This is a genomic window from Variovorax sp. SPNA7, from assembly GCF_033807855.1.
Lineage (GTDB): Bacteria > Pseudomonadota > Gammaproteobacteria > Burkholderiales > Burkholderiaceae_C > Variovorax > Variovorax beijingensis.
In genome coordinates, this window is sequence record NZ_CP138513.1 from 3,313,204 (window position 1) to 3,330,759 (window position 17,556).

18 protein-coding genes are annotated in these 17,556 nt (G+C 67.3%); 5 read left to right on the forward strand and 13 right to left on the reverse strand.

From position 1 onward, the window contains the following. Positions 1-27: 27 nt before the first annotated feature. The 6 genes from RZE77_RS15555 to RZE77_RS15580 all read right to left on the reverse strand — a co-directional run bounded on the left by RZE77_RS15555 (position 28) and on the right by RZE77_RS15580 (position 5,383). A complete protein-coding gene (locus RZE77_RS15555; RefSeq protein ID WP_319438231.1) occupies positions 28-1,017 on the reverse strand; it encodes a Bug family tripartite tricarboxylate transporter substrate binding protein in 990 nt (329 codons plus the stop codon). A gap of 79 nt (positions 1,018-1,096) precedes the next feature. After that, positions 1,097-2,581 carry a malonyl-CoA decarboxylase gene (locus RZE77_RS15560; protein WP_319438232.1) on the reverse strand — a complete coding sequence of 495 codons (1,485 nt, stop codon included), beginning with the start codon at positions 2,579-2,581 and terminating at the stop codon, positions 1,097-1,099. Positions 2,582-2,633: 52 nt separating this feature from the next. Beyond that, a complete protein-coding gene (locus RZE77_RS15565) occupies positions 2,634-3,302 on the reverse strand; it encodes a GntR family transcriptional regulator (protein WP_145746528.1) in 669 nt (222 codons plus the stop codon). A gap of 125 nt (positions 3,303-3,427) precedes the next feature. Then, entirely contained in the window at positions 3,428-4,249 is an 822-nt protein-coding gene (gene lgt / locus RZE77_RS15570; protein WP_124960486.1) for a prolipoprotein diacylglyceryl transferase, read from the reverse strand. Between the two features lie 57 nt (positions 4,250-4,306). Continuing rightward, positions 4,307-4,576: a hypothetical protein gene (locus tag RZE77_RS15575; RefSeq protein ID WP_319438233.1), complete on the reverse strand. Its 270-nt coding sequence runs from the start codon at positions 4,574-4,576 to the stop codon at positions 4,307-4,309. Between the two features lie 33 nt (positions 4,577-4,609). Further along, on the reverse strand, positions 4,610-5,383 hold the full coding sequence (locus RZE77_RS15580) for an SDR family oxidoreductase (RefSeq protein ID WP_319438234.1): 774 nt from the start codon (positions 5,381-5,383) through the stop codon (positions 4,610-4,612). A gap of 130 nt (positions 5,384-5,513) precedes the next feature. Between RZE77_RS15580 and RZE77_RS15585 the strand changes: the two genes are divergently transcribed. Next, a complete protein-coding gene (locus tag RZE77_RS15585) occupies positions 5,514-6,458 on the forward strand; it encodes a LysR family transcriptional regulator (RefSeq protein WP_319438235.1) in 945 nt (314 codons plus the stop codon). Positions 6,459-6,464: 6 nt separating this feature from the next. Here RZE77_RS15585 and RZE77_RS15590 read toward each other — a convergent pair whose 3' ends face one another. Continuing rightward, positions 6,465-7,409 carry a LysR family transcriptional regulator gene (locus RZE77_RS15590; RefSeq protein WP_319438236.1) on the reverse strand — a complete coding sequence of 315 codons (945 nt, stop codon included), beginning with the start codon at positions 7,407-7,409 and terminating at the stop codon, positions 6,465-6,467. Between the two features lie 104 nt (positions 7,410-7,513). Between RZE77_RS15590 and ilvD the strand changes: the two genes are divergently transcribed. Further along, entirely contained in the window at positions 7,514-9,208 is a 1,695-nt protein-coding gene (ilvD, locus tag RZE77_RS15595) for a dihydroxy-acid dehydratase (protein ID WP_319438237.1), read from the forward strand. A 6-nt stretch (positions 9,209-9,214) separates the two neighbouring features. On the opposite strand, the gene RZE77_RS15600 is transcribed toward ilvD, so the two are convergent. Both RZE77_RS15600 and RZE77_RS15605 read right to left on the reverse strand, forming a co-directional pair. Then, on the reverse strand, positions 9,215-10,039 hold the full coding sequence (locus RZE77_RS15600; protein ID WP_319438238.1) for a DUF3592 domain-containing protein: 825 nt from the start codon (positions 10,037-10,039) through the stop codon (positions 9,215-9,217). Positions 10,040-10,078: 39 nt separating this feature from the next. After that, positions 10,079-10,333, reverse strand: coding sequence for a TIGR04438 family Trp-rich protein (locus RZE77_RS15605; RefSeq protein WP_319426299.1), 255 nt, complete (start codon positions 10,331-10,333; stop codon positions 10,079-10,081). A gap of 108 nt (positions 10,334-10,441) precedes the next feature. Here RZE77_RS15605 and RZE77_RS15610 point away from each other — a divergent pair, with 108 nt between their 5' ends. Next, positions 10,442-10,747, forward strand: coding sequence for a c-type cytochrome (locus tag RZE77_RS15610; RefSeq protein WP_319426300.1), 306 nt, complete (start codon positions 10,442-10,444; stop codon positions 10,745-10,747). A 10-nt stretch (positions 10,748-10,757) separates the two neighbouring features. On the opposite strand, the gene RZE77_RS15615 is transcribed toward RZE77_RS15610, so the two are convergent. Both RZE77_RS15615 and acs read right to left on the reverse strand, forming a co-directional pair. Next, on the reverse strand, positions 10,758-11,258 hold the full coding sequence (locus tag RZE77_RS15615; protein WP_319438239.1) for a LapA family protein: 501 nt from the start codon (positions 11,256-11,258) through the stop codon (positions 10,758-10,760). 139 nt (positions 11,259-11,397) lie between these two features. After that, complete coding sequence (gene acs, locus RZE77_RS15620) at positions 11,398-13,422, reverse strand: acetate--CoA ligase (RefSeq protein ID WP_319438240.1); 2,025 nt, start codon at positions 13,420-13,422, stop codon at positions 11,398-11,400. A 148-nt stretch (positions 13,423-13,570) separates the two neighbouring features. Between acs and RZE77_RS15625 the strand changes: the two genes are divergently transcribed. Continuing rightward, the gene (locus tag RZE77_RS15625; RefSeq protein WP_124957957.1) at positions 13,571-14,209 is read left to right on the forward strand and encodes a YqhA family protein; all 639 of its coding nucleotides are present in this window, start codon (positions 13,571-13,573) and stop codon (positions 14,207-14,209) included. On the opposite strand, the gene RZE77_RS15630 is transcribed toward RZE77_RS15625, so the two are convergent. Next, entirely contained in the window at positions 14,169-15,131 is a 963-nt protein-coding gene (locus RZE77_RS15630) for a LysR family transcriptional regulator (RefSeq protein WP_319438241.1), read from the reverse strand. The two genes, RZE77_RS15625 and RZE77_RS15630, sit on opposite strands and share 41 nt — an antisense overlap. 102 nt (positions 15,132-15,233) lie before the next feature. On the opposite strand from RZE77_RS15630, the gene RZE77_RS15635 reads away from it, so the two are divergent. Further along, entirely contained in the window at positions 15,234-15,851 is a 618-nt protein-coding gene (locus RZE77_RS15635; RefSeq protein ID WP_319426304.1) for an NAD(P)-dependent oxidoreductase, read from the forward strand. On the opposite strand, the gene fumC is transcribed toward RZE77_RS15635, so the two are convergent. Then, positions 15,852-17,249, reverse strand: coding sequence for a class II fumarate hydratase (gene fumC / locus RZE77_RS15640; RefSeq protein WP_319438242.1), 1,398 nt, complete (start codon positions 17,247-17,249; stop codon positions 15,852-15,854). Between the last annotated feature and the right edge of the window lie 307 nt (positions 17,250-17,556).

Sequence of the window (17,556 nt, forward strand, 5' to 3'; positions counted from 1 at the left end):
CCGGGCGTGCGAGCTTGCGGCCGCGCGTTACTCCAGCTTGGCGCCCGAGGCCTTCACCACCGTGGCCCAGCGCTTGATCTCGGAATTCACGAAGCCGCCGTACGACGCCATGGTGAGGTTCGGGATCTCGGAGCCATTCTGGGTCCAGATGGCCTTGAGCTCGTCGCTCGCCAGGGCCTTCTTCATTTCCTCGACGATGCGCGCCTGCAAGTCGGCCGGCGTGCCCTTGGGCGCCCACAGGCCGTACCAGGTGGTGACGGTGTAGTCCGGCAGGCCGACCTCTGCGGCGCACGGCACGTCGGGGAACGCCGGGTTGCGCTTGCTGCCGGCAACCATCAGCGCCTTGATGCGGCCGCCCTTGATGTGCTGGGCCGAAGAGCCGAGGCCGTCGAACATCAGGTCGACGTTGCCGGCGATCAGGTCGGACAGCGCCGGTCCCGCGCCGCGGTAGGGAATGTGCGTGATGAAGGTGCCGGTCTGCAGCTTGAACAGCTCGCCCGCCAGGTGGTGCGAGGTGCCCGCGCCGGCCGAGCCGTAGTTGAGCTTGCCGGGATTGCGCTTGGCGGCGGCCACGAATTCCTGCAGCGTATTGGCCGTGACGCGGCGCGGATTGACCACCACCACCTGCGGCACGTTGGCCAGCAGCATCAGCGGCACGAAGTCTTTCTCGAGGTCGTAGTCGAGCTTGGGGTAGATCGATGGCGCAATCGCGTGGTGCACCGCGCCCATGAAGAGCGTGTAGCCGTCGGGCTGGGCCTTGGCGGCGATGCTGGCGCCCACGGTGCCGCCCGCGCCGCCGCGGTTGTCGATGACCAGCGTCTGGCCGGCCACCTTGGCGAACTGGGCCGAGAGCGGGCGCGCGAAGGCATCGGTGCCGCCGCCGGCCGGGAACGGCACGACCATGTTGACCGGCCGCGTCGGCCAATTACCTCCCTGCGCGCCTGCGCCGCCGCACAGAACGGCGGCACCGGCCGCGGCCAGGCGCAGCACGTCGCGTCGCTGAAAACTCTGAGTCATCTGTCATCTCCTGTCGTTGTAGATTGCCGCACCATGCGGGCCGGTGCATCACGCGCCGGACTTCTCTTCTTTCCAGAACTCAGCCTTTTTTGAAGAACAGGCTTTCCACATCCCCTGAAACCGCCACCTTGCCCTCGGCGATCCATGCCCGATGCTTGTCGAGGCGCTTGAGATCGTAGAGGTAATTGACCATCAGGCCGTACGACTGCTTCAGCCCCTTGGGCGACGGATCGCCGGCCCAGTTGAGGCGCTCCACGCGCGCGCCGTTGCCCAGGTGAAAACGCGCCACGGGATCGGCCGGCGTGCCGTCGACCAGCGTGTGGCCCAGGTATTCGGCCGCCGCCTGCAGCAGCCACTGGCGCAGCGGCGACTTGGCATCGAGCGTGGCCGGCGACTCCACTGCGGCGAGCAGCCGCTCGGCGGTCGGCGGCAGCGAGCCGACGAGGCGGCCGAGCTCGGCCTCGCGCTTTTCGTCCAGGCGCGGCAGCAGCTCGGCGGCATTCCTGGCGAGCCAGCTGCGAAAGCCCGGGATCGGCGACAGCGTGGCAAAGGTCTTCAGGCGCGGCAGCTCTTCCTGCAGCGTCTCGACCACGCGCTTGATGAGCGAATCCCCAAAGCTCACGCCGCGCAGCCCGTTCTGGGTATTGCTGATCGAATAGAAGATGGCGGTGGTGGCCTTGGCCGGCTGGATCGGCACGGCGGCCTCGTCGAGCAGCGGCATGATGCCGTCGCTGATGCGGTCGACCAGCGCCACCTCGACGAAGATCAGCGGCTCGTTGGGCAGCCGCGGATGGAAGAAGCCGTAGCAGCGGCGGTCGCTGTCGTCGAGCCGGTTCTTCACGTCGGTCCAGCTCTTGATGTCGTGCACGGCCTCGTAGCGGATCAGCTTCTCGATCAGCGACGCCGGCGAATGCCAGTCGATCCGGCGCAGTTCGAGGAACGCGACGTCGAACCAGGTGGAGAACAGATGCTCCAGTTCGGCATCGAGCGCGATCAGCCGCTTGTCCGACTTGAGGAATGGCAGCAGTTCGGCGCGCAGGTCGACCAGGAAGCGCATGCCTTCTGGTTCGACCGCAAAACGCTGCAGCAGGCGCATGCGCGGCGACACCAGTGCGCGCCGCAGCCGCAGCTCGGCCTGTCCTTCGTCGGGCGTTCCCACGGCGGCCTGGTGCTGGTCGCGCGCGGACTTGAGCTTGTGCGGATCGGCCGCGAAATGCTCGCTCATCAGCGCCCAGTAGTCGCGCCGCTCCTCGGGCGTGGCGGCGGCATATTCGCGTGCAATGGCATGGGCCCGGCGCCCGCCCTCGACCTCGCTCACGCGTGGATCGATCACCGCCTGCAGCGCCGTGAGCACGCGGCGCAGCGCACGCGGCGACAAGGCTTCGTCGGCCTTGCGCAGCGTGGCCTGCAGGCGCTCGGCGGTCGAGCGCATGCTGGGTTTCGCGGCCGTCCTGGGTGCGCCGCGGGCCGCGCCGTCGGATGCCACGGGCACCTTGGCAGCGGCCTTTTCGCCGGACTTCTCGCCAGAGCGCAGTCGCGCCTGGAACCACTCGGTCGCACTCATCGACAAGCTCCAATGCTGTGGGGTGCGGGAATGCCGTCTTCTTTCAGGCCGTTCACGACATCACCCTGGATTTCTGTTGCCGCGCCACCGCGCGCAGCGCCTCGCGCTGCCGTGTCAGGTGCGTGCGCATGGCTGCGTCGGCGCCCTCGCTGTCGCGCGCCTTGAGCGCCGCGAACACCGCCAGGTGCTCCGACAGGCTCTGCTCGAGCCGGCCCGGTGCATGCAGCTGCTGGAGCCGCGCCAGCTTGAGGATTTTGCGCAAATCGCCAATCACCTGCGCCAGCCACTTGTTATCGGCCAGCTGGATGATGGCCTCGTGGATCAGGTGGTTGGTGGCGTAGTAGTCGTTGATGCGCTTGGCCTTGGCGTGGCGCACCAGCCGTTCGTGCAGCACGTCGAGTTCGCTCAGCTCCGCATCGCTGGCGTTGCGTGCCGCCTCGTAGGCGCAGCGGCCCTCGAGCAGCGCGATGACGGGAAATATCTCGTCGAGATCGCGCTCCGTCACCTCGCGCACGAAGCAGCCGCGCCGCGGCTCGTGGCGCAGCAGGCCTTCGGCCGTGAGCACCTTGAGCGCCTCGCGCAAGGGGGTGCGCGAAATCGACAGCCGCTCGCACAGCGCGGCCTCGTCCAGGAAACTGCCCGGCACCAGCGCGCCCGCGAAGATCTGCTCGCGCAGCGTGGCGGCGACTTCGTCGTGCAGGGAGTTGGGGACCAGGCGCATGGCGGTTGAAGGCGATCAGGCTAGCGTAATTTTCTGTAATTACGCGTAATTGTGAGGCGCGCTCGAAGGGGCTGCAAGGCCGCGCACCCCCTGCGCGGCCCGTGCTTACCCTGAGGACCCGATGCTCAGGCGCTCGCCGGCTGGCGGCGCTGCGCGGCCCAGATCCACAGGCCGATGCCGAAGATCACCATCGGCACGCTGAGCCACTGCCCCTGGCTCAGGTTCAGCGCGCGCAGGCCCAGGAAGTCGTCGGGCTCGCGGAAATACTCGGCAATGAAGCGCAGTACGCCGTAGCCGATCATGAACACCGCGGCCACCTGCCCCTGCTTGCGTTCCTTGCGGGCGTACAGCCACATGATGGCAAACAGCAGAAGCCCCTCGAGCAGGAACTGGTACACCTGCGAGGGATGGCGCGGCAGCATCGAGCCGCTCTGCGGAAACACCATGCCCCAGGGCAGGTCGGGACTGCTGAAGCGGCCCCAGAGCTCGCCGTTGATGAAGTTGCCGACGCGGCCCGCCGCCAGGCCCGTGGGCACGCAAGGCGATACGAAGTCCATCACCTGCCAGAACGGCCGCGCGCGCGAACGTGCGAACCAGACCATCGCGCCGATCACGCCCAACAGGCCGCCATGGAAGCTCATGCCGCCCTGCCACACGTAGAGGATCTCGAGCGGGTGCGAAAGATAGAACTCGGGCTTGTAGAACAGGCAATAGCCGAGCCGCCCGCCCACGATGACGCCCATCACGCCCAGGAAAAGGATGTCCTCGATGTCCTTGCGCTGCCAGGCGCCCTGCCCGACCAGCGAGCGGTACGGTTCGTGGCGCAGCCGGCGCGTACCGAGAAAATAGAACAGCGCGAACGCGGCCAGGTAGGTCAGGCCGTACCAGTGGATGGCCACGGGCCCGAGCTGCAGGGCGACGGGATTGATCTGCGGATACATGAGCATCCGCGGATTGTGCCCGGCCCGAATGTCGCGGCCGGCGCGGGGACATTCAGGGCAATGTCAGCGCCCGAACTTCCACCACAGCAGTGCCGCCACGACCGCCGGCACGGCAAACACCAGCAGGAAGATCGGCAGTTCTTCGGCCACCGAATAGCCGGCCTTGACCACGCCCACGGCCATGTTGATGCCGGCGCCGATGAACCACACCGGGATGAACCACTTGGCAGCCGTGGCCAGCGCCAGCGACGAGCCGTCGCCGATGAAGCGGCTGGCCAACAGGAACACCACCAGCAGCACGAAGCCGCCGCCCATCACCATGATCGTGTGCATCTTGCGTTGTCCTCCGGGCGCGATCCTGCCGGATCAGCGGGTGGTGTAGCCGCCATTGGCAAAGATCGTCTGGCCGGTGATCCACCAGCCTTCGGTGACCAGGAAGCGCACGATGGGCGCGATGTCCTCGATGTCGGTCAAGCCCTTCTTCGAGAACTTGCTGAGTGCCGCCGCGCTGCTGTGGTATTCGACGGCTTCCTTGCTTTCCTGGCCGTAGAAGAACGGCGTGTCCATCGGTCCGGGGCCGATGGCGTTGACCGAGATGCCGCGCTCGCCGAACTCCTTGGAGGCTGCGCGCGTGTAGTGCTCCACCGCCGCCTTCGAGGCCGGATAGATCGCGTAGAACGGCGTGTAGGCCGCGAGCAGCGAGCTCACCAGCGACACGATGCTGCCGCCGTCGGCCAGCGTGCGGCCGGCCTGCTGGATGAAGAAGAACGCGGCCTTGGCGTTGGCGTCGAAGCTCTTGTCGTAGTCGGCTTCGGTGACATCGAGGATCGGCTTCTTGATCACCACGCCCGCGGTGTTGATGGCGATGTCGACCTGCCCGAAGTGCTTCACGGCCTGGTCGAACAGCCTGACGTTGTTGTCCACAACAGAGAGGTCGCCCTGCACCAGCAGCGTGCCGGCGCCCTTCGCCTCGAGTTCGGCGGCGGTCTTCTCGGCCTCCTTGCGCGAGGCGTCGCTGTTGTAGTGGATGGCGATGCCGCGGGCGCCGCCGTCGACCAGTTGATGGCCGATGAGCGCGCCGAGGTTCTTGCCGCCGCCGGCGATGACGGCGACCTTGTTCTGGAGAGTGCGTGCGGACATGGAATGGCCTCCTGCTGAAGAGCATTGATGTGAATCGGGAAGCTTCAGTCTATTGATGGCAAGTTCCGGAATAAATCAACAATCCGACGCTAGACTGTTCCGAGAATCACAAACAATCCAGCCAGCACGCATGGACCGCATCGACCTTCTCAAGGTGTTCCTGCGCGTGGCCGAAACCGGCAGCTTCACGCGCGCGGCCGATCGGCTCGCGCTGCCGCGCGCCACCATTTCCACGGCGGTGCAGCAGCTCGAGGCGAAGCTGGGCTCGCGCCTCCTGCACCGGACCACGCGGCGCGTCGGCCTCACGCCCGACGGCGAAGTGCTGCTGGAGCGAGCCCGCACGCTCGTGGCCGACATGGAAGACATCGAGCAGCAGTTCCTGCCCTCGCGCAGCCAGGTGAGCGGACGGCTCAAGGTCGATGTGCCGAGCCGCATCGCGCGGCGGCTCATCGCGCCGGCGCTGCCGGGTTTCTTCGAGCGCTACCCGGCGATCGAACTCGAGCTCGGCTCCAGCGACCGTGCGGTGGACCTGGTGCTCGAAGGTGTCGATTGCGCGCTGCGCGTGGGTCCGTTGGCGAGCAGCAGCCTGGTGGCGCGGCCGCTCGGGCATTTCACGCTGATCAATTGCGCGAGCCCGGCCTACCTGGCGCGCCATGGCACGCCGTGCGCGCCGGCGGACCTGCCGGAGCATACCGCGGTCAACTACGCCTCGCCGACCAGCGGCCGCGCGGCGCCCTGGGAGTGGCAGCGCGACGGCGAGACCGCGACGCTGCGCATGCGCAGCCAGGTCAGCGCGAACAATGCCGAGACCTACATCGCCTGCGCGCTGGCGGGGCTCGGGCTGATCCAGATCCCGGCCTACGACGTGCGCGAACACCTCGCGGCCGGCGAGCTGGCCGAGGTGCTGCCCGAGGCGCGCGCCCAGCCGCTGCCGGTGCACCTGGTCTATCCGCACCGCCGCAATCTCTCGCGCCGCATGCAGGCCTTCGCGGGCTGGCTCGAGATGCTGCTCGCCGCGTCGCTCGATGCGCCCGAAGCACCGCGGCCGGCCGGCGCACGAACGCCGCGCAGGTAGTCGGACCTACGTCGCCCGCACCCGCCCCGTGCGCTCGCGCACGAATTCCACGAAGCGCGCCAGCGCCGGATGCGCGGCCTGCGCGGGCCACACCAGGCTGGTTTCGCAGGCCGGCAGCGCCACGCGGCGCCGGCCCGTGCCCTTGAACTCGCCGGCCTGCCGATAGACCACCCCGGCGCGCCGGAACTGCATCACGCTGTGCGGCACCCAGGCCACGCCGATGCCGCCGGAGACGAGGTTGACGATGGTCTGCATCTGGATCGCTTCCTGCGCCACCTGCGGCGTGCGCCCTGCCGCGTGATAAAGATCGAAGACCGCATCGTGCAGCGACGGCACGATGCGGCGCGGAAAGATCACCAGCGGTTCGGCCAGCGCCTCGGCCAGCGGCACGGGACGCGCACGCGCGAGCCGGTGCTGCGACGGCAACGCCAGCACCAGCGCTTCTTCCTCCACCTGCAGGCGCGCCAGTCCGGGTGGCGCGGCGCCCGGCGAATGCAGCATCAGGCCGGCATCGATCTCGCCGCGCGCGAAGGCCTCGAGCTGCACGTCGCCCGTGGCTTCGACCAGTTCGAGCGCCACCTCGGGGCAGCGCACGCGGAATTCGCGCACCCAGGCCGGCAGCTGCTCGAAACCGACGGTCGAGACAAAGGCGATGCGCACGCGCCCGACCTGCCCCGCCGCCGCCGCACGCGCCCGCGCCGGCAGCGCCTGGGCGCGCGCCAGCAACTCGCGCACGTCGGGCAGCAGCGCCTCGCCGGCCGGCGTGAGCGCGACGCGCCGGCGCGTGCGGTCGAACAGCACCACGCCCAGCGTTTTCTCGAGCTGGGCGATGGCCTGCGTGACCGGCGGCTGGGTCATGTGCAGCCGCAGCGCGGCGCGGCCGAAGTGCAGCTCTTCGGCCACGGCCACGAACTGGCGCCAGGCGCGCAGGTCGATCAAGGCATCTTTCATATGCCAAGCATATCAATCGGCGCATAAAAATGGATTGGAATGAATCAATGAGAAGTCCGATACTTGGAATTCCCCTCGATCTCCTCCACGATACAAGAGACACCATGGACACCAAGCCAATCCAGATCAACCGCCGCAGCGCCAACATCGTCGAAGGCAAGAGCCGCGCGCCCAACCGCTCGATGTTCTACGCCATGGGCTACGAAGAGGCCGACTTCAAGAAGCCGATGGTCGGCGTCGCCAATGGCCACAGCACCATCACGCCCTGCAACTCGGGCCTGCAGAAGCTGGCCGACGCGGCCATCGCGGGCATCGAGGAAGCCGGCGGCAACGCGCAGGTGTTCGGCACCCCCACCATCTCCGACGGCATGGCCATGGGCACCGAAGGCATGAAGTACTCGCTGGTGAGCCGCGAGGTCATCTCCGACTGCATCGAGACCTGCGTGGGCGGCCAGTGGATGGACGGCGTGCTGGTGGTCGGCGGCTGCGACAAGAACATGCCCGGCGGCCTCATGGGCATGCTGCGCGCCAACGTGCCGGCGATCTACGTCTACGGCGGCACCATCCTGCCGGGCCGCTACAAGGGGCAGGACCTCAACATCGTGAGCGTGTTCGAGGCCGTGGGCCAGAACGCCGCCGGCAACATGAGCGACGAGGACCTGCACGAGATCGAGAAGCGCGCCATTCCCGGCACCGGCTCCTGCGGCGGCATGTACACGGCCAACACCATGTCCAGCGCGTTCGAGGCGCTGGGCATCTCGCTGCCCTACTCGTCGACCATGGCCAACCCGCACGACGAAAAGGCCAACTCGGCCAAGGAATCGGCCAAGGTGCTGATCGAGGCCATCAAGAAAGACATCAAGCCGCGCGACATCGTGACCAAGAAGGCCATCGAGAACGCGGTGGCGGTGATCATGGCCACCGGTGGCTCCACCAATGCCGTGCTGCACTTCCTGGCCATTGCGCATGCCGCCGAGGTCGAATGGACCATCGACGACTTCGAGCGCATGCGCAAGAAGGTGCCGGTGCTGTGCGACCTGAAGCCCTCGGGCAAGTACCTCGCGGTCGACCTGCACCAGGCCGGCGGCATCCCGCAGGTCATGAAGGTGCTGCTGAACGCGGGCCTGCTGCACGGCGACTGCATCACCATCACCGGCCAGACGATCGCCGAAGTGCTGAAGGACGTGCCCGACGTGCCGCGTGCCGACCAGGACGTGATCCGCCCGATCGACAAGCCGATGTACGACGAAGGCCACCTGGCCATCCTCAAGGGCAACCTGTCGCCCGAAGGCGCGGTCGCCAAGATCACCGGCCTCAAGAACCCGGTCATCACCGGCCCGGCGCGCGTGTTCGACGACGAGCAGTCGGCGCTCAAGGCCATCCTGGACGGCAAGATCAAGGCCGGCGACGTGATGGTGCTGCGCTACCTCGGCCCCAAGGGCGGCCCGGGCATGCCCGAGATGCTGGCACCCACGGGCGCGCTGATCGGCGCGGGCCTCGGCGAAAGCGTGGGCCTGATCACCGACGGCCGCTTCTCGGGCGGCACCTGGGGCATGGTGGTGGGCCACGTCGCGCCTGAAGCGGCGGCGGGCGGCACCATTGCCTTCGTCAACGAAGGCGACTCGATCACCATCGATGCGCACAAGCTGGTGCTCGAACTCAACGTGCCCGAAGCCGAGCTGGCCAAGCGCCGCGAAGGCTGGAAGCCGCCGGCGCCGCGCTACACGCGCGGCGTGCAGGCCAAGTTCGCGTTCAATGCCTCGAGCGCCAGTTCGGGCGCGGTGCTCGACAAGTTCTGAGGCCGGTCAGAACATCATCCACGCGCCGTAGCCAAAGGCCAGGAAGCCGAGGCCCACGATCGCGAGGATGCTGCGGAACTCGAACTCCATCGCCGGCGGCAGGCTCTGCACAATGAAGTGCAGCAATGCGCCGGTGCCGATGGTCATGAAGCCCGCGCCGAGCGCCCTTCCCAGGCGTTCGTCCGGGTAGAGAAAGCAGACGGCAAAGCCGGCCACGAACACCAGGTTGGCCAGCACGGTGCCGCGCGTGCGCCAGCGCTGCTGCGCGGGGGTGGCCGTGCACTGCGGCGCCGCTGCACGGCCATGGGGCCGCCCTTCCTTGATCGCCATGCCGGTGAAGAACAGCCCGAACATCATCGGGAACAGCCCGAAGAGGCCCAGGCCCCAGACGGCGCCCCACATGTTCTGGAAATCGGCCACCAGGGCCTGCGCAGGGTCGGCCAGGCTGTAGCGCACCTCCACCGGATCGCCCCACTCCTTGTCCGACAGTCCGCCGCCGAGCCCCTTGACGCGGCGCTTCTGCCCATCGGCGGCGGTGTATTCGACGATGGGTGCGCGCGAGACCGTCGTGCGGCCGTTGCTGTCCTTGCTGCGCTCCTCCACGAATTCGACCAGGCTGCCCTGCACGCTGGCCGTGCCTGCGATCGACTGGTAGCGATGCCAGCCGATGGTCGCGGCCGCATAGAGGCCGGCGCAGCCGATCAGCAGGGCTCCGACGCCCACGCCCCAGAAAAGATTCTTGAGCCATCCCGCCAGCCCGCCGATGGCCGGCCCGACAAGCAGCGAGAGCCCGAAGACGAGCATCGCATGGCGGGTCGCTTCCTCGTCCATGTCGCGGTGCCGCGAGGCGTGCGGGCTGGAGGCCGCCCGTCAGCGCTTGGGGCGCTGGCCCTTGCTGCCCGGCAGGCCCATGTTGCTGCGCTGGCGGTCGATGCGCGCCTGCTTGCGCGCATCCTCGCGCTCGACGACCTTGCGCTTGGTGTAGCCCGACCAGTCGGCCCATGCCCACCACGCCACGGCCATGGCAAAAGGCGACAGCACGATCCACCAGCTCCAGCCGGCCACCATGCCCACCTCGAAGTACTTGAGGCCCACGCCGAGCAGGCCCAACAGCAGAAAAAGCATCGCGAATCCCTCCGGGTTTTGTTTGGCAACGCTTCCGGACGCCGGTCCACGGCGCTACCTACAATCGCGTTACATCGAATGTAACCCAGCCATTACGAATAAAGCCCCATGAAAAGACTCCTGTCATTCGCGGTTCTCGGTCTCGGCCTGGCGGCGCCCGCCTTTGCCGACCTGGCGTTGGCAACGTCGAAGAACTGCATGAGCTGCCACGCGGTGGACCGCAAGGTGCTCGGCCCCGCCTTCAAGGACGTGGCCGCCAAGTACAAGGGCAATGCCGGTGCCGTCGACATGCTGGCGACGAAGATCATCAAGGGCGGCTCGGGCGTGTGGGGGCCGTTGGCCATGCCGGCCAACAACCAGGTCAGCGAAGCCGACGCCAAGAAGCTGGCGGCCTGGGTGCTGCTGGCGCGCTGACGAGCGCTCGTCAGATCCGCGGATCGATGTCCGTGGGTAGCGGCTTGCGCTCGATGCGGTCCTCGAGCTGGCCGATGTGTGCGGCCACGGTGTTGTCGGACTGCTCCGAGCGCTGACGGATCACGCTCTCGAGCTGCCCCAGCCGCGTCAGCAGCGCGGCATGCCGATCGGCGTTCTGCGCCATGTGCTTGGTTTCCTGCGCTTCGAGGAAATTGCGCAGCTCGGTGAAGCGCGAGGCCTCGGCCTTGTCGGCCAAGTCGCGCTGCACCTGCATTTCCCTGTTGTGGCGCTTGGCGTCGAGCAGCACCGAGCTGTGCAGGTACAGAACGTAGACCAGGAAGAACACGCCGAGGGCCACCGTCAGCCCCAGCATCATGAGGCCCAGCGGCGCCGACACGGTCATGAAGCCCAGCGACACCGGCACCGGGCCCGAAAGCGTGCCCCAGTTGAGCGCGGCGAGCGCCGCGATCAGCAGCAGGATGACGAACAGGAAAGCAGATCTCACGCCCATGGGGGCCTCCTTCGTAAAGATCGAACACAGTGAACTCGCCATGCACGTCGAGGTGCATGGCAACTGCGCCGGTTTTACCTCAGGCCGAGGGCCGCAATGGCCCCTGCTTTCCGTTAACGGCCATGTCCTACAGATCGAATCAGTTGGTCTGTGACAACTGTTCCAGAATCGCCGGATTTTCCAGCGTCGAGATGTCCTGCGTGATGGCCTCGCCCTTGGCGATGCTGCGCAGCAGGCGCCGCATGATCTTGCCGCTGCGCGTCTTGGGCAGGTTGTCGCCGAAGCGGATGTCCTTGGGCTTGGCGATCGGGCCGATCTCCTTGGCCACCCAGGCGCGCAGCTCGTTGGCGATCTGCTTGGCCTCTTCGCCGCTCGGGCGCCCGCGCTTGAGCACCACGAAGGCGCACACCGCCTCGCCCGTCACGTCGTCGGGCCGCCCCACCACCGCGGCCTCGGCCACCAGGTCGGTCTTGGACACCAGCGCCGATTCGATCTCCATCGTGCCCAGGCGATGCCCCGAGACGTTGAGCACGTCGTCGATGCGCCCGGTGATGCGGAAGTAGCCGCGGTCGGCCCCGGAACCGGAGGGTCCGCCAGCGGACCGCACCGCGCCGTCGCCGGCCAGGTAGATGGTGCCGCCCATCTCCTCGGGGAAGTAGCTCTTCCTGAAGCGCTCGGGGTCGTTCCAGATGGTGCGGATCATCGAGGGCCAGGGCCGCTTGATGACCAGCATGCCGCCCGCGCCGTTGGGCAGGTCCTTGCCGGTCTCGTCCACGATGGCCGCCGCGATGCCCGGCAGCGGCAAGGTGCACGAGCCCGGCACCAGCGGCGTGGCGCCCGGCAAGGGCGTGATGACGTGGCCGCCGGTCTCGGTCTGCCAGAAGGTGTCGACGATCGGACATTTCTCATGGCCGATGTGCCGGTGGTACCACATCCAGGCCTCGGGGTTGATGGGCTCGCCGACGGAGCCGAGGATGCGCAGGCTGTCCAGGTTCCAGTTCTTCGGGTGCACCTTCTCGTCCGATTCGGCAGCCTTGATGAGCGAGCGGATGGCGGTGGGGGCGGTGTAGAAGACGCTGACCTGGTGCTTCTCGATCATCTGCCAGAAGCGCCCGGCGTGCGGGAAGGTGGGGATGCCCTCGAACACGACCTGGGTGGCGCCGGCGGCGAGCGGCCCGTAGGCGACGTAGGTGTGGCCGGTGATCCAGCCGATGTCGGCGGTGCACCAGAAGACGTCCTCGGGCCGGATGTCGAAGGTCCAGTCCATGGTGAGCCGAGCCCACAGCAGGTAGCCGCCGGTGGCGTGCTGCACGCCCTTGGGCTTGCCGGTGGAGCCGGAGGTGTAGAGGATGAAGAGCGGGTGCTCGGCGTTGACGGGCACGGGCGGGCAGTCGGTGCTCTGGCCAGCCAGCGCCTCGGCGAAGGTCTTGTCGCGGCCGTCGACGCGGGGCCAGGCGCTGGGGGTGCGCTCGTAGACGAAGACGGTCTGGATGGATTCGCAGCCGCCCAGGGCAATGCCGTCGTCGACGATGGCCTTGAGGGGCAGCTCCTTGCCGCCGCGCAGCTGGTAGTTGGCGGTGATGACGGCCACGGCGCCGGCGTCGATGATGCGCTCCTGCAGGGCCTTGGCGGAGAAGCCGCCGAACACCACGCTGTGGGTGGCGCCGATGCGGGCGCACGCCTGCATGGCGACCACGCCCTCGATGGTCATGGGCATGTAGATGATGACGCGGTCACCCTTGCCGATGCCGGCGGCCTTCAGGGCGTTGGCGAACTGGCTCACGCGGGCGAGCAGTTCCTTGTAGGTGACGTTGGTGACGGCGCCGTCGTCGGCCTCGAAGACGATGGCGGTCTTGTGCTCGACGGGGGTGCCGATGTGGCGGTCCAGGCAGTTGGCGCTGGCGTTGAGTTCGCCGTCGCCGAACCACTCGTAGAACGGCGCCTTCGACTCGTCGAGTGTCTTCGTGAAGGGCTGGGTCCAGTCCAGGTTCTCGCGCGCCAGGCGGCTCCAGAAGCCTTCGAAGTCCTGTTCGGCCTCCTGGCACAGGGCCTCGTAGGCGGCCATGCCGGCGATGCGGGCGCCGGTGCTGGCGCGGGCGTCGGGGGGGAACACGCGGTTCTCGACCAGGACGGATTCGATGTTCTTCGATGCGCTGCTGCTCATTTTCTTGTCTCCTTGATCTAGGTGCGGCCGTAATGTCGGCGGGCCCACTTACGGGCCACTGACGGTTGCGATGTTAGTTCGCAGGGTTATCACGAGTCGGACATGGGGGCACCTCTAGAATCGCCCGTCGTTTCCAATCATCCTCTCCATGTCCGCACCCGAATCCTTCGACCGCCCGAATACGCCTGTTCCAGCCCGCGGCTCGCCGCTCCGGCCGCTGCCCAAGCTGATTTTCGCGAGCCGCTGGCTGCAGCTGCCGCTCTACCTGGGGCTGATCGTGGCGCAGGCGGTGTACGTGGTGCACTTCCTGGTCGAGTTGCTGCACCTGGTGGAGGCGGCCTTCGGCAGCAAGGACGCGCTGCAGGCGCTGATCACCAGCATCGGCTACAAGACCACCGCGCCGGTGGGCACGCTCAACGAAACGGTGATCATGCTGGTGGTGCTGGCGCTGATCGACGTGGTGATGATCTCCAACCTGCTGATCATGGTGATCGTGGGCGGCTACGAAACCTTCGTGAGCCGCATGGATCTCGAAGGCCACCGCGACCAGCCCGAGTGGCTGAGCCATGTGAACGCCTCGGTGCTCAAGGTCAAGCTGGCCACCGCCATCATCGGCATCAGCTCGATCCACCTGCTGAAGACCTTCATCAACGCGGACAACTACACCGACCGCGTGCTGATTGCGCAGACCGTGATCCACATCGCCTTCCTGTTCTCGGCCATGGCCATCGCCTACACCGACAAGCTCATGACGTCGAGCGCGCCACAGGGCGGCGGCTCGCACTGAGCGCCCGGCCTGCATTCGGCTGGTCCCAGGCGGGCACCTCGGTGAATCGCCTGGCCAGGAAGTCGAGCATCGTGCGCAGCGTGGCCGGCATGTGCTTGCGCGACGCATACACCGCATACATGCCGACCACCTGCGGCTCGAATTCCGGGAACAGCCGCACCAGTTCGCCGGCCTGCAGCAAGCCGGCGGTCAGGTAGGTCGGCAGCATCGTGATGCCGGCCCCGGCCCGCGCCAGGTGCATCAGGCTCGCGGCATCGTTGGTCGACACGTTGCCGCCCACGGCCACCGAAACGGGCGCGCCGTCTTCCTTGCGCGTGAAATTCCAGAGGCTGCGGCCGAAGTACGAGTGCGTGAGGCAGTTGCGCTGGGCCAGTTCCTCCACGCGCAGCGGCTGCCCGTGCTCCTTCAGGTAGCCGGGTGATGCGCACACCACCGAGCGGCAATCGGTGAGCCGCCGCGCAATGAGGTTGGGATCGATCTCCACCGCCACGCGGATCGCCAGGTCGATGCGCTCGTCCACCAGGTTCACCGCCCGGTCCAGCAGCACCAGGTCGACCGCCACGCCGGGATAGAGCCGCACGTAGTCGGCCACCGCATCGGCCAGCTGCGCCTGTGCGAACGAAGTGCTGGCCGTGATGCGCAGCTGGCCGCGCGGCGCCTCGGCCGGCTGCCGCACGGCTTCCTGCATGTCGCCCGCGAGTTCGAGCACCTGGCGGCAGCGCGGCAGCAGTTCCTCGCCCGCCGCCGTGAGACTCAGCCGGCGCGTCGTGCGGTGCAAGAGGCGCGCACCCGTCCATTGCTCGAGTTCGGCCACGTAGCGCGTGACCACCGGGCGCGAGAGGTCGAGCTTGTCGGCCGCGGCCGAAAGGCTGCCCGAATCCACCACGGTGACGAACACGCGCATTGCATTCAATCGGTCCATTCGAACGATTTTAGGAATAAACAAGCGCGCAATTCGAGGTATTTCTTTCGAAACCAGAAACCTAAGATGCGATTCATCCCAACCACTCTCTGGAGCCATTCAATGAGCCACATCGCCATCATCGGCGCCACCGGACGCGCCGGCGGCCGCCTTCTCGACGAAGCCCTGCGCCGCGGCCACACCGTGACGGCCATCGCGCGCAAGGCGAGCGAAAAACTCTCGGGCCGCGCCAACGTGAAGGCGCTCGACCTCGACGTGCTCGACAGCGCCGCGCTCGAAAAGGCACTGGCCGGCCACGACGCCGTGTTCAGCGCCGCGCACTTCTCCACCGTGCCGCCCGCGGCCATCATCGAGCCGGCCAAGCGCGCGGGCGTGAAGCGCCTGCTGGTGGTCGGCGGTGCCGGCAGCCTGTTCGCGGCACCGGGCCTGAAGGTGATCGACACGCCGAACTTCCCCGAGGCGTACAAGGCCGAAGCCTCGGCCGGCGGCGTGTTCCTGGAGGCGCTGCGCAACGAGAAGGAACTCGACTGGACCTTCCTGTCGCCCTCGGCCGAGTTCGTCGAAGGCGAGCGCACGGGCAAGTTCCGCCTGGGCAAGGACGACCTGCTCGTGAGTGCCGAAGGCCGCAGCTGGATCACGTTCGAGGACTACGCGATCGCGTTCATCGACGAGCTCGAGAAACCAGCGCACTCGCGCCAGCGCTACACCATCGGGTACTGATCAACGGCCGGTCATGTTCTCCGGCACCACCCACTGGTCGAACTGCTCGGCCGTGAGGTGGCCCGAGGCAATCGCGGCTTCGCGCAGGCTGGTGCCTTCCTTGTGCGCCTTCTTCGCGATGTAGGCCGACTTGTCGTAGCCGATGTGCGTGTTGAGCGCGGTCACGAGCATCAGCGAACGCTGAACCAGCTCGGTGATGCGTTCGCGGTTCGGCTCGATGCCCACCGCGCAGTGGTCGTTGAAGCTCACCATGCCGTCGGCCAGCAGGCGCACGCTCTGCAGGAAGTTGTGCGCCACCATCGGGCGGAACACATTGAGCTCGAAGTTGCCCGAGGCGCCGCCGATGTTGATGGCCACGTCGTTGCCGAACACCTGCGCGGCCAGCATCGTGACGGCTTCGCTCTGCGTCGGGTTGACCTTGCCCGGCATGATCGACGAGCCGGGTTCGTTCTCCGGAATGCTGAGTTCGCCGATGCCGCTGCGCGGGCCGCTCGCGAGCCAGCGCACATCGTTGGCGATCTTGTTCATGCTGGCGGCCAGTGTCTTGAGCGCGCCGTGGGCATGCACCAGCGCATCGACGCTGGCCATGGCTTCGAACTTGTTGGGCGCGGTCACGAAAGGCAGGCCCGTGAGCTTTGCGAGTTCGGCGGCCACCTGCTCGGCATAGCCCTTGGGCGCATTGAGCCCGGTGCCGACGGCCGTGCCGCCCAGCGCCAGTTCGCACAGGTGCGGCAGTGCGGCGCGCACATGCGCCTCGCCATGCGCGAGTTGCGCCACGTAGCCCGAGAACTCCTGGCCCAGCGTGAGCGGCGTGGCGTCCTGCAGGTGGGTGCGGCCGATCTTCACGATGTCGGCAAAGTCCTTCGACTTCTGCTCAAGCGTGCCGCGCAGCCTGGCGATGGCCGGCAGCAGCTTGTGCGTGATGGCCTCGACCGCCGCCACGTGCATCGCGGTGGGGAACACGTCGTTGCTCGACTGGCTGCGGTTCACGTCGTCGTTCGGATGCACGAGGCGCCCTTCCCCGCGCTCGCCGCCGAGCAGTTCGCTGGCGCGGTTGGCCAGCACCTCGTTGACGTTCATGTTGGTCTGCGTGCCCGAGCCGGTTTGCCACACCACCAGCGGAAACTCGCCCGGGTGCTTGCCGGCAATGACTTCGTCGGCCGCGGCCATGATGGCCTTGGTTTTTTTCTCGTCCTGCAGGCCCAGCGCGTGGTTGACCGCGGCCGAGGCGCGCTTGACCTGCGCCAGCGCCTTGATGATCTCGCGCGGCTGCTGCTCGCCCGAGATGTCGAAGTTCTGCAGCGAGCGCTGCGTCTGCGCACCCCACAGCTTGTCGGCCGGCACGTCGATCGGTCCGAAGGTATCGCGTTCGGCACGGGTCTTGGGGGAAGTCGTCATGAGAAAAGCTCCGCAGTCTTGGATGGTCGCGCCGCCTGATCGGGCACGGCCCGAGTATCGGGCAATAAGAATAGCTCGCATTTGACGGGGCCATTGGGGCCGCAGCCAGCATCACGTTACGCCCGTTGGGTTGACCTGCGTCATGTCAAAAAGTTATAATCATGGGCTTCAGACGACCAACAAGTCATGTTGGTCGGCCCTGCACTACTCGCGGATCTCCGAATCCCGTCGCGGTGCCAGGTTCTCCCCGCCGGGCCCTGCCCGGCACACCGGCCGGATCGTTTTCCGGCCCCACTGCCACGCCACC